Annotated in this window: 11 protein-coding genes and 1 pseudogene; 11 read left to right on the forward strand and 1 reads right to left on the reverse strand. The window is 40.4% G+C overall.

The window, feature by feature from the left end:
* Position 1: 1 nt before the first annotated feature.
* The 11 genes and pseudogenes from IUZ65_RS01035 (at position 2) to IUZ65_RS01085 (ending at position 9,774) form a co-directional block, all read left to right on the forward strand.
* Positions 2–601 carry a sugar transferase gene (locus tag IUZ65_RS01035; RefSeq protein WP_195704928.1) on the forward strand — a complete coding sequence of 200 codons (600 nt, stop codon included), beginning with the start codon at positions 2–4 and terminating at the stop codon, positions 599–601.
* A complete protein-coding gene (locus IUZ65_RS01040) occupies positions 594–1,223 on the forward strand; it encodes an acetyltransferase (protein ID WP_195704929.1) in 630 nt (209 codons plus the stop codon). The genes IUZ65_RS01035 and IUZ65_RS01040 overlap by 8 nt, the downstream gene beginning before the upstream one ends.
* Before the next feature lie 4 nt (positions 1,224–1,227).
* The gene (locus IUZ65_RS01045) at positions 1,228–2,406 is read left to right on the forward strand and encodes a DegT/DnrJ/EryC1/StrS family aminotransferase (RefSeq protein ID WP_195704930.1); all 1,179 of its coding nucleotides are present in this window, start codon (positions 1,228–1,230) and stop codon (positions 2,404–2,406) included.
* Positions 2,407–2,559: 153 nt separating this feature from the next.
* The gene (locus tag IUZ65_RS01050; RefSeq protein WP_195704931.1) at positions 2,560–4,476 is read left to right on the forward strand and encodes a polysaccharide biosynthesis protein; all 1,917 of its coding nucleotides are present in this window, start codon (positions 2,560–2,562) and stop codon (positions 4,474–4,476) included.
* 43 nt (positions 4,477–4,519) lie between these two features.
* Positions 4,520–5,686, forward strand: a complete 1,167-nt coding sequence (locus IUZ65_RS01055; protein ID WP_195704932.1) for a nucleotide sugar dehydrogenase — start codon at positions 4,520–4,522, stop codon at positions 5,684–5,686.
* A gap of 165 nt (positions 5,687–5,851) precedes the next feature.
* Positions 5,852–6,211: pseudogene (locus IUZ65_RS01060) on the forward strand (MBL fold metallo-hydrolase); the annotation flags it as partial.
* A gap of 131 nt (positions 6,212–6,342) precedes the next feature.
* Positions 6,343–6,624: a type II toxin-antitoxin system RelB/DinJ family antitoxin gene (locus IUZ65_RS01065; RefSeq protein ID WP_195704934.1), complete on the forward strand. Its 282-nt coding sequence runs from the start codon at positions 6,343–6,345 to the stop codon at positions 6,622–6,624.
* Positions 6,625–6,626: 2 nt separating this feature from the next.
* On the forward strand, positions 6,627–6,911 hold the full coding sequence (locus IUZ65_RS01070; RefSeq protein ID WP_195704935.1) for a type II toxin-antitoxin system RelE/ParE family toxin: 285 nt from the start codon (positions 6,627–6,629) through the stop codon (positions 6,909–6,911).
* Positions 6,912–7,104: 193 nt separating this feature from the next.
* Positions 7,105–7,740 carry a TetR/AcrR family transcriptional regulator gene (locus tag IUZ65_RS01075; RefSeq protein ID WP_195704936.1) on the forward strand — a complete coding sequence of 212 codons (636 nt, stop codon included), beginning with the start codon at positions 7,105–7,107 and terminating at the stop codon, positions 7,738–7,740.
* A gap of 8 nt (positions 7,741–7,748) precedes the next feature.
* Positions 7,749–8,708, forward strand: coding sequence for a DHH family phosphoesterase (locus IUZ65_RS01080; RefSeq protein WP_195704937.1), 960 nt, complete (start codon positions 7,749–7,751; stop codon positions 8,706–8,708).
* Between the two features lie 61 nt (positions 8,709–8,769).
* The gene (locus IUZ65_RS01085) at positions 8,770–9,774 is read left to right on the forward strand and encodes an NAD-dependent epimerase (RefSeq protein WP_195704938.1); all 1,005 of its coding nucleotides are present in this window, start codon (positions 8,770–8,772) and stop codon (positions 9,772–9,774) included.
* 394 nt (positions 9,775–10,168) lie between these two features.
* Here IUZ65_RS01085 and IUZ65_RS01090 read toward each other — a convergent pair whose 3' ends face one another.
* Positions 10,169–11,536, reverse strand: coding sequence for a phosphomannomutase CpsG (locus IUZ65_RS01090; protein ID WP_195705161.1), 1,368 nt, complete (start codon positions 11,534–11,536; stop codon positions 10,169–10,171).
* Between the last annotated feature and the right edge of the window lie 52 nt (positions 11,537–11,588).

Below are 11,588 nucleotides of genomic sequence, written 5' to 3' on the forward strand. Positions count from 1 at the left end.
TATGGTCAAACGATTTTTAGATATAGTTGTATCTATATTATTGTTATTGTTGTTTTTTCCAATTATGTTGTTGACTAGCTTTTTGGTATATATTTTTTTGGGAAGCCCCATATTCTTTAGACAATTTCGTCCAGGTAAAAATTCTAAAACATTTGAACTTATGAAATTTAGAACAATGCGAGATGCACAACATGATGGAGGGCAGTTAGCTTCAGATGAAAAACGTTTAACGAGATTTGGCGTGTTTTTGAGATCAACTAGTTTAGATGAGCTTCCTAGTTTAGTTAACGTATTGAAAGGTGAGATGAGTTTGGTAGGGCCGCGGCCATTGCTTGTAGAATATCTTCCCTTATATAATGACGAACAACTAAAGAGACATGATGTAAGGCCGGGTTTAACGGGGTGGGCCCAGGTAAATGGTAGAAATGCAATTAGTTGGCAAAAAAAATTCGAATTTGATGTGTGGTACATAGAAAATCAAACTTTGTGGCTTGATATAAAAATAATGCTATTAACTGTTAAGAAAGTATTCTTAAAAGAAGGAATATCAGCTGTAGGACATGTGACTATAGAGCCATTTAGAGGAAACGACAGTGAGTAGATGCGCAATTTTGGGTGCAAGTGGTCACGGTAAAGTTGTCGCTGAAATTGCAGAACTCAATCAATATGATGAAATTCATTTCTACGACGATCGCTGGCCGAACCTGAAAGCTATAGAGATTTGGCCTGTAATTGGAGATACTGACAAATTGTTATTATCTTGTATTGACTATTCTTTAGTGATTGTTGCTATTGGTCAAAATAGAATTCGCCTTGAAAAGCAAACGTTATTAGAAGGTGCAGGGGCATTTTTCAAACCTCTTCTCCATCCTAGTGCAGTGGTGAGTTGTTTCGCTAATATAGGGAGTGGGTCCATTGTTATGGCTAATGCAGTAATTGGTCCTTTTGCTGTAATCGGAAAATCCTGTATCGTCAATACATCTGCCACTGTTGATCATGATTGCCGAATTTCAGATGGCGTTCATCTTAGTCCGGGAGTGAATTTGGCCGGAGGAGTGAATATAGGGCGCGCTTCTTGGCTTGGTATAGGAAGTCAAGTTAACCAAATGATTAATATAGGTAAAGATGTCATGGCTGGAGCTAATTCGACAGTTGTATCAAATATTAAAAGTAATCAAACCATAATTGGTACTCCAGCTAAGCCAATTAAAAATAAAGGATAATCCAGTGCTAAACACTCCATTTTCTCCATGGCCATCATATACGGAAGAAGAGGCCGTTGCTGTAAGTCGAGTATTGCTAAGCAATAAAGTAAATTATTGGACTGGTATAGAATGTAGAAAGTTTGAAGAAGAATTTGCAACGTGGGCTGATTCCAAATACGCGATAGCTGTTGCTAACGGTACGCTTGCTTTAGATTTAGCTCTAGTGGCACTAGGCATAGGGAAAAATGACGAAGTTATAACTACACCAAGGACATTTTTAGCGTCCGCCTCATCAATTATTACAGTGGGGGCCACGCCTATATTTGCGGATGTAGACAAAAATAGCCAGAACATAACATCAAACACGATAGAAAAAGTATTATCAAAGAAAACTAAGGCCGTCATTGTTGTTCACTTGGCTGGATTACCTGCAGAGATGGACGAAATAATGGCATTATCTAAGAAATATGGATTTTACGTTATCGAGGATTGCGCTCAAGCTCATGGAGCTAAATACAAAGGAAAATCAGTAGGTTCTATAGGTCATATTGGTGCCTGGTCATTTTGCCAAGATAAAATCATGACAACAGGTGGAGAGGGGGGCATGGTTACCACCAATAATAAAGAGCTATGGCTGAAAATGTGGTCTTACAAAGACCATGGGAAGAGCTACGATGCTATTTATAATCGGAAACACTCACCAGGTTTTCGATGGCTACATGAAAGTTTTGGTACCAACTGGCGAATGACAGAAATGCAGGCTGTTATTGGGCGTATTCAGTTGACGCGAATGAATGAGTGGACTAGAAAACGTCAAATTAATGGTAGAGCTCTTGATGACGTTGTTCGTGATTTAAACGTAGTTCGAACGGTTCGAGTTCCTTGTTATATTCTACATGCAGAATATAAACATTATCTTTTTGTACAACCTGAGAACTTGAAGGAAGGTTGGACAAGAGACAAAATAGTTGATCTAATCGTTGAGCAGGGTGTTCCTGCTTTTCAGGGCAGCTGTTCAGAGATTTATTTAGAAAAAGCATTTGATAATACTTCCTGGCGCCCGAAACGAAGGTTAGAAAATGCAGTTGAACTCGGTGACACAAGCCTAATGTTCTTAGTCCATCCAACTTTATTACCTTCAGAAATAGAAAAAATGACATTGGTTGTCCGAAGTGTGTTAGTTCAAGCTCAAAAAGAATAGAGTTTTTTTGTCGATTTTGTAAATACATTACTATCGTCACTGTTAGAATTGATCATCATGACAAAAGTAGCGTTTAAACATTAGTCAACTAAAACAGACTTTTTTAATAAACGACAGTACAATACTTATATTACTTTTAATAATAAAAATCAGATGGCTAGATTGAAATTTATTTGGAACTTATCGAGATTTAAAAAACGTCTCATTAGCTTAGTTATTGATTCTATGTTTGTAATTTGTTCGTTTTATGCGGCTTATTGGACGCGCATCGGTCACATAAAACCTCTTGAAGATAGTCTTAATCAATATGTAATTGCTATTACATTAGTAATTACATTAGCTACTTTTACTAAGCTCGGGTTATATAGAGCAATTTTGCGCTATCTCACATTCCATGCATTGGCTGTAGTAAGTATTGGTACCATTATCTCAGCATCAGCTGTAGGTTTATTGGCGTATTATTTCGATGCTTCTGTTCCAAGATCTGTGCCACTAATCTATGGCGCCTATCTTTGTATCTTGTGTGGTGGTTCTCGTTTAATTGTAAGAACTTTAGTTGCTCAATCTCATGCAAAAGGAAAGAAAAAGGTCTTAATTTACGGAGCAGGAGCTGCTGGTCGGCAGTTGGCTTTGACACTCAGATCATCTGAAACGCACCGAGTGATTAGCTTTATAGATAAAGATAGTACACTTGAAAATACGGTTATATTAGGTTTAACGGTAGAACCCGTAAAAAAAGCTGAAAATTTGATAAAGAAACATGATATTGATCAAATTTTGATGGCAGTGCCTAGCGCAACACGGGTCCGACGAAAAGAAATTATCGATACACTTGTTCATCTACCGGCAGAAGTGTTGACCATCCCAGATATGGGTGACATCGTATCCGGAGAGGCAAGTATTGATGAGTTAAAAGATGTCGCAATCGAAGATTTATTAGGGCGAGATCCAGTGACCCCCCAGCAATCACTGCTTCAAGCTAATATTAAAGATAAAGTTGTAATGGTCACAGGGGCCGGTGGCTCCATTGGTTCCGAATTGTGCCGACAAATAATCAAACAGAAACCCAAAACGATTGTACTCTTCGAATTGTCAGAATTTGCTTTGTATCAAATAGATAGAGAGCTAAATTCTTTAGTAAAGGTGGATGGTTTAGAAGTAGAAATAGCCCCTCTTCTTGGTTCTGTTCAACGGATAAACCGATTAGCAGCAACAATGAAAGCTTTCAAGGTTGATACTGTTTATCACGCAGCCGCATACAAACATGTTCCTTTAGTCGAGCATAATGTTGTTGAAGGTGTTAGAAATAATGTGTTTGGTACGTACTATACTGCAAAGGCCGCGATAGAATCTGGAGTTGAGTCATTTGTTCTTATATCTACGGATAAAGCGGTTAGACCTACAAATGTAATGGGCACAACAAAAAGAATTGCAGAATTAGGTTTGCAAGCACTTGCTCAGATAGAAAATAACAAAGAACAGGGTACTCGGTTTTGTATGGTTCGTTTTGGCAATGTTCTAGGGTCTTCAGGCTCAGTTATACCTCTATTCAAGCGTCAAATTGCTCAAGGAGGGCCCATTACTGTTACCCATCCTGACATTATTCGTTATTTCATGACGATCCCTGAAGCAGCACAACTTGTGATTCAAGCTGGAGCCATGGGTAAAGGTGGCGATGTGTTTGTATTAGACATGGGGGAACCAGTTAAAATTGTAGATTTGGCTGAAAATTTAGTTAATTTATCTGGGTTGGAGGTAAAAAGTGATTCTAATCCTTATGGCGATATTGAAATTCAGTTCTCTGGATTGCGTCCTGGCGAAAAATTATTTGAAGAGTTACTTATTGGTGACAACGTAGAAACTACGGCCCATGAGCGAATCATGTCAGCAAAAGAAACATTTTTGCCATTTGATGAATATAAGGTACTTCTAGATGACTTAGATAATGCATGCCATCACTTCGAGCATGAACGTATTAGGCAACTGCTTTTGGATGCTCCAACGGGATTTAATCCTACGGATGGTATCGGTGATTTGGTTTGGCAAAAAAATGTTATTGTTGAAGAATAAAACATACACTAGATCATAATGTAATTATTTTTTGAGAGTCCAGATGAAAATCGCAATCGCAGGAACGGGCTACGTTGGCCTATCAAACGCAATGTTACTCGCTCAACAGCATGAAGTGGTTGCGGTAGATATCATTGCTGAAAAAGTAGAAATGCTGAACAACAAGCAGTCTCCTATTGTTGATGCAGAAATAGAAGATTTTTTAGTTAACAAAGCATTAAACTTCACCGCGACACTAGATGGCAATTTAGCCTATAAAAATGCTAGTTATGTCATTATCGCGACGCCGACTGATTACGATCCAATTACCAACTATTTTAATACGTCTTCTGTAGAAGCGGTGATTAAGCAGGTAATGGCAATCAACGTTGATGCCGTGATGGTAATCAAGTCGACAGTTCCTGTGGGTTACACTGAAAGGATAAAACAAGAACTCGGTTGCGAGAATATTATGTTCTCACCTGAATTTTTGCGAGAAGGTAGCGCTCTGTACGATAACTTACATCCCTCACGAATCATCGTGGGCGAGCAAAGTAAGCGAGCGAAGGTTTTTGCAGGCTTGTTAGTTGAAGGCGCAGAGAAGCAAGATATTCAAGTTCTGTTTACCGATTCAACAGAAGCCGAAGCCGTAAAACTGTTTTCTAATACCTACCTTGCTCTCCGTGTCGCCTATTTTAACGAGCTTGATTCCTACGCGGAAGCACATGGTTTAAATTCTCGTCAAATTATCGAAGGGGTAGGTTTAGACCCTCGTATTGGTAATCACTACAACAACCCTTCATTTGGTTATGGCGGTTATTGTCTACCTAAAGACACCAAGCAACTGTTGGCTAATTACCAGGAAGTGCCCAATAATATTATTGGCGCCATTGTTGACGCGAACAGAACGCGTAAAGATTTTGTTGCGGACTCTATAATCAGCCGAAAACCTAAAGTGGTTGGTATTTATCGCCTGATAATGAAAGCAGGTTCAGATAACTTCCGTGCCTCTTCTATTCAGGGAATAATGAAGCGATTAAAGGCAAAAGGAATAGTGGTCGTTGTCTATGAGCCTGTTCTTAATGAGGAGCACTTCTTTCACTCTAAAGTGATTACTGATCTTGAAGCGTTCAAAGCGATGTCTGATGTCATTGTTTCTAATCGTATGGTCGATGAGATTCGAGATGTTGAAGACAAGGTCTATACGCGAGACCTGTTTGGTTCGGACTAAAAAGCATTCGATATAGAGCACTTGCGGTTTCCTGATTCAGAAGTGAGTGCTCAAATTTAAATTTATTATCTTCAAAAAGAGATGCCTCCAAAATATTCACTTCATTTTCCGTCCTGTCAGCAAATTCATTTATCGTTATCCTGACGCAACAATCAGGAGAAAACCATGAAAGTCATCCACCATGGTGGCAAAGATACCGTTACCGGTTCCTGCCATGAACTGTTCTATAGGGCGAAGCAAAGTATCCTAATTGACTGCGGTCAGTTTCAAGGCAACGATGTTCGACCTTTAAAGGTTGATTTTCCTGTACATAAAATCACAGCCCTTGTTATCACGCATGCCCATATCGATCATATTGGCCGAAATCCATGGTTATTGGCGGCAGGTTTTTCTGGGCCGATAATGTGCGCCGAGGCAACGGCTGAACTGATGCCGTTGATGTTAGACGATGGGTTAAAGCTTCAACTGGGTATGAAACGAAAAAATAGAGCGTCACTTTTAGCCGTCATTAAAAAAAGGGTTCAGGTTTTGAATGCATATAATAGACGTTCAACTGTTGATCACTGACTTGCAATGATGACTCCTATTGATTCTTGTCTTGGTCGTTATTACGTACTAACATATGTGATGACAATGAGTTATTTGAGGTGATAAATATGGAAACCAGAGTTCAATTCAGAATAGATGAACAAACAAAGTCATTAGCGCAAAAAGCAATTGAAAGAAAAGGTGGAACACTAAGTGACGCTTGTCGAAAATTAGCAGAAGACTTGGCTCAAGAGCAGCGTCAGTTTGAAAACCATGATTCATGGCTTACCGATCAAATTAACACGGCGTTTGATAAGTACGACCAGGGAGAAGCCAAATTCTTTTCTCACGATGAAGCCGAAAGAATAATGGAAGATAGAAAAAATAAGATTAGAAATAAGGCAATATAGGTATGAAATTAAAGTGGGAACATCAATCTCTAGATGACCGCTATGATATTTTTGAATATTTATATGAATTTAACGCTTTAGCCGCTGAAAAAACAGACGCTACTATAGTGAATAGAGCGATGTTGTTGTTAGAACACCTACTCATGGGGATAGAAAGAGAAGATAGGAGAGGGCGCTACCTAATTATTCCAGAAATTTCAATGCTACTATCTTATGAGTTCGATGGTGATTTAATTAGAATCCATCGAGTTATCCATACCAAGAAGATGTTCCCAGAGAAATCATAATCCCTTATTCAAAAGATGGAGCGCCTTCGGCTTCTAGAAGCTAGAATCTTGATTACTTATTGCATCGATAGTCCAGAAGTGAGTAACGTGAACGATCAATAATTGAGTCCATAGAGTGCTAGAGACGCTCCCCCCTTTAAGAATCAATGATTTCTGCTTATACTTGCAATTGTTAGCACAATGGATAATAAAAATGAAAACGAGAGAAAGAATTGTTTCCGCAAGTCTCGAGCTATTTAATGAAAGCGGTGAAAGGAATATCACCACCAATCACATCGCAGCGCATATAGAAATCAGCCCCGGCAATCTGTATTACCATTTCAGAAACAAACAAGAAATTGTGCGTGATATCTTTGATTGCTATTCAACTGAGTTGTTGGAGCGTTTTACCCCAGTAGAATCAAAAGAAGAGAGTTTGGTTTTACTTAAACGCTATCTGGATTCAATATTCACGCTTATGTGGAAATATCGGTTTTTCTATTCAAATCTACCAGAGATATTACAGCGAGATGAAATGTTGCATGAACGCTATTTGGGTGTTCAAGAAAAGCTACGCAAAAACCTAGAAACTATTTTTTATGGATTTGTTGATCTCAAGCTATTGAAGGTTAATGAAGAAGAAGCTAAATCACTCGTTACGACTCTACACCTTGTGGCTTCAAGTTGGCTTGGATATCAATCTGCGATGTCGCCAAGAACCGGTATTACAGAGAAGATCATCCATCAAGGTGTGTTGCAGATGATCGCAATTGTTAAACCTCACACAACGGTGATGGGAAGGGATCAAATTCAACTTCTAGAAGATGGCATAAAGGCAATGAACAACTAGGAAGAACAATGCATTACGATGTTTTTAACGGGGATGCCGATGGTATAATTGCTCTTTTGCAGCTTAGAATGGCTCAACCGAAAAAAAGTACCTTAGTGACGGGTATAAAGAGAGATATAAATCTTGTTGAAAAAATTGAGGTGAATGCAGAAGATAGCCTTACCGTTCTTGATGTATCGATGGCAAAAAATATACAAGCATTAGAGGCCGTCTTAAATAAAGGCGTGAAAATTTTTTATGCTGACCATCATCAGTCAGGCAATATTCCAGACAATGAAAATCTAGATGCGCATATCGATTTGGACGCAAATACCTGTACGGCATTGATTATAGATAACCTGCTCGATGGAAGGTTTCATTTGTGGGCGATTACTGCCGCGTATGGTGACAACCTTATCGCAAGGGCGGATGAGCTTGCAGATAACGCGTCATTAGATGCAGAACGAAAGAATGCCTTGAAAGAACTTGGCACACTGATTAATTACAATGGGTATGGCGCAAAAGTAGATGATCTACACTTTCATCCGGCAGATTTATATACAGCGTTGTTAGATTATCCTTCGCCTTTTGATGTCATTTCAGATAAAGCTTCGCCGTTTTATACATTGCAGAAAGCGTATCAAGAAGATATGAATAAAGCGCTTGCAGTTGACGCGATGCACAGCAGTACTGTGTTAAGTGTTTTTGAGCTACCAGATGATGCCGCATCGAGACGAATTAGTGGTGTCTATGGTAACTGGTTAGCGAACCAAGCCCCAAACTCCGCCCACGCGGTACTGACATCAAATGGTGATAATACCTATACTGTCTCTTTACGAGCCCCTCTCAACAATAAACAGGGTGCAAGTACGATATGTAGTCAATTCTTAACCGGTGGTGGTCGAGAAGCCGCGGCGGGTATCAATGCGTTGCCGTCTTCAGAATTGACACTGTTAATTCAAAAAGTAGAAAGCTATTACCAAAGTTGACATCGCAGACGACTCTAATAGATTCAAGATTAAAACCAACTATTTTCAACAGAGAACCGATATGAAATATTTAGTGACAGGTGCTTCCGGGTTTATTGGAGCAAAAACAGTCGAAGAGTTATGTAAGAAAGGGCATTTCGTTGTTGGTATCGATAATAATAATGACTACTACGATGTCTCTCTGAAACAAGCGCGACTTTCCCGAGTAGAACATCCTCAGTTTACGTTTATTAAGATGGACATAGCTGATACCAGCGCAATGACGGCTTTGTTTGAAAGAGAGCAATTTGATAGGGTTGTTCATCTCGCGGCTCAAGCGGGCGTTCGATATTCCTTAGATAACCCACACGCTTACGCCAATAGTAACTTGATAGGTCATTTGAATGTCTTAGAGGGCTGTAGAGCCACGAAGGTCGAACATCTGGTCTATGCGTCTTCTAGTTCGGTCTATGGCTTAAACGCAAGCACACCATTTAAGACTACCGATTCCGTTGACCATCCGGTATCCCTTTATGCCGCGACAAAAAAATCTAACGAACTGATGTCTCATTCTTACTCCCATCTTTATGATATTCCAACCACTGGGCTTCGATTTTTCACTGTATATGGCCCTTGGGGTCGCCCAGATATGGCCCCGTTTATTTTCACCAAGCGTATCTTGGATGGCGACACGATTGATATCAACAACAATGGCGATATGTGGCGTGATTTCACCTACGTCGACGACATCGTTGAAGGTGTTATCCGGATTGCAGACGTCATCCCAGAAAAGAATAACAACTGGACAGTAGAAGCGGGGAGCCCAGCGACGAGCTCGGCACCTTACCGAGTTTATAATATCGGTCATGGCAGCCCTATAAGTCTAATGGACTTTATTTCCGAGATCGAATCGGCTTTAGGAATAGAGGCGAAAAAGAATTTTCGTGAAATGCAAGCGGGTGATGTCTATAAAACCTATGCAGATACACAAGATCTGTTTGAAGCGACAGGCTATAAGCCTCAAGTGGGCGTAAAAGAAGGCGTGGCTAAGTTTGTCGAGTGGTATAAAGAATACAATCAGTCGTGAGTCATTCCAACGGCATCCCCACCAAACCAACGTTATCTCCATGAAACCTACGTCATCTCCACGAAAGTGGAGATCTAACCCACGAAGATTCCCGTTTTCACGGGAATGACGAAGTATTTAGCACTAACCGAACAGCATTACGTTGACTGATGCTTCAAGTCAGATATGCATTCCAACACGGAGCATTGGAACGAGGGTTTGAGGTATAAATATACGACCCAAAGAAAAACCAACGTTATCTCCATGAAACCTACGTCATCTCCATGAAACCTACGTCATCTCCACGAAAGTGGAGATCTAACCCACGAAGATTCCCGTTTTCACGGGAATGACGAAGTATTTAGCACTAACCGAACAGCATTACGCTTGCACGGAAATAAAGCCCGTCAGAAGCTTACTCGGCTCTTAACATTGCCAACAGCTCTTTGGTTTTTCTTTCCATCAATGCCACATCACCTCTGGATTCAACGTTCAATCGAACAACGGGTTCTGTGTTTGAAGTGCGCAGGTTAAATCGCCACTCTTTATATTCAAAATTCAATCCATCGGTTTCGTCAACCAAAAGAGCGCTTGGCTCATAGGCCTCTCTTACTCTCTGTATCGCCGTTATTGGATCGGCAATACGAGAATTGATTTCGCCAGAAACAGGGAAGGATTGAATACGTTCGTTCAGTGTTTCGGATAGTGTTTTATTGTTAACACAGAGTAACTCTGCCACAAGCAGCCATGGGATCATGCCGCTATCGCAATAGGCAAAATCGCGGAAATAATGGTGTGCGCTCATTTCGCCACCATATACAGCGTCTTCTTCTCGCATTCTTTCTTTTATAAACGCGTGCCCAGATTTAGACATGACGAGTGTTCCGCCTTCTGATTCAGCGATCTCAGCGGTATTCCAATAAACACGAGGGTCGTGGATTATTTTAGCATTGGGTGTTTTCTTCAAAAATGCTTCCGCTAGCATGCCAACGATGTAGTAACCTTCTACAAAATGGCCTTTTTCGTCGAATAAGAAGCAGCGATCGAAATCACCGTCCCAAGCGATACCTAAATCAGCACCATGTTTTTTCACAGCAGCGGCCGTATCTTCACGGTTCTCCTGCAATATTGGGTTAGGGATACCATTTGGAAAAGTACCATCTGCTTCGTGGTGTACCTTAATAAACTGAACTGGAATATTTAGGCTTTTGAATTGCGCTTCTATCGCATCGACTACATGACCTGCAGCGCCATTACCCGAATTTACAACCAGCTTCATCGGGCGGAAATTTTCAGGAGAGATATAGCTTAATAGATGCTCTACATAGTCAGATAGAACCGATTTTTTACTATAGTTACCACGCTGAACAACATCGATAAACTCGCCGCTCTCGGCTAGGGCCTGAATGTCGTTGAGTCCACTATCACCACTAATAGGTCTTGATTCCTCACGAACTAACTTCATGCCATTATAATCAACCGGGTTGTGACTTGCTGTTACTTCTACACCGCCGTCTACCTTTAAAAAACTGGTCGCAAAATAAATTTCTTCTGTGCCGGTCATGCCAATGTCTATCACGTCAGTTCCTGCATCTCGCAGCCCGTTAGCAATAGCCAGTTTCAAGGCCTCAGATGTAAGCCTGACATCGCCACCCACAACAACGGTCTTGGGTTTAAGTAGCTGACCAAAAGCACGGCCGATTCTATAGGCAATATCTTCATTCAATTGCTCTCCTAACTTGCCTCTTATATCGTAGGCTTTGAAGCAAGAAAGGTTATCAATTTTATTCATTTCTCTGGTCTCATCTCGTCAATTCTAATTTGTTGTCAGTCAT

Source organism: Vibrio sp. VB16, from assembly GCF_015594925.2.
Taxonomy (GTDB): domain Bacteria; phylum Pseudomonadota; class Gammaproteobacteria; order Enterobacterales; family Vibrionaceae; genus Vibrio.

Excerpts from the sequence above, each read along its gene's own strand:
- IUZ65_RS01070 (WP_195704935.1), top strand. The coding sequence starts at position 6,627 with ATGAAATTAAAGTGGGAACATCAATCTCTAGATGACCGCTATGATATT.
- IUZ65_RS01050 (WP_195704931.1), top strand. The coding sequence starts at position 2,560 with ATGGCTAGATTGAAATTTATTTGGAACTTATCGAGATTTAAAAAACGT.
- IUZ65_RS01035 (WP_195704928.1), top strand. The coding sequence starts at position 2 with ATGGTCAAACGATTTTTAGATATAGTTGTATCTATATTATTGTTATTG.
- IUZ65_RS01065 (WP_195704934.1), top strand. The coding sequence starts at position 6,343 with ATGGAAACCAGAGTTCAATTCAGAATAGATGAACAAACAAAGTCATTA.
- IUZ65_RS01075 (WP_195704936.1), top strand. The coding sequence starts at position 7,105 with ATGAAAACGAGAGAAAGAATTGTTTCCGCAAGTCTCGAGCTATTTAAT.
- IUZ65_RS01055 (WP_195704932.1), top strand. The coding sequence starts at position 4,520 with ATGAAAATCGCAATCGCAGGAACGGGCTACGTTGGCCTATCAAACGCA.
- IUZ65_RS01085 (WP_195704938.1), top strand. The coding sequence starts at position 8,770 with ATGAAATATTTAGTGACAGGTGCTTCCGGGTTTATTGGAGCAAAAACA.
- IUZ65_RS01080 (WP_195704937.1), top strand. The coding sequence starts at position 7,749 with ATGCATTACGATGTTTTTAACGGGGATGCCGATGGTATAATTGCTCTT.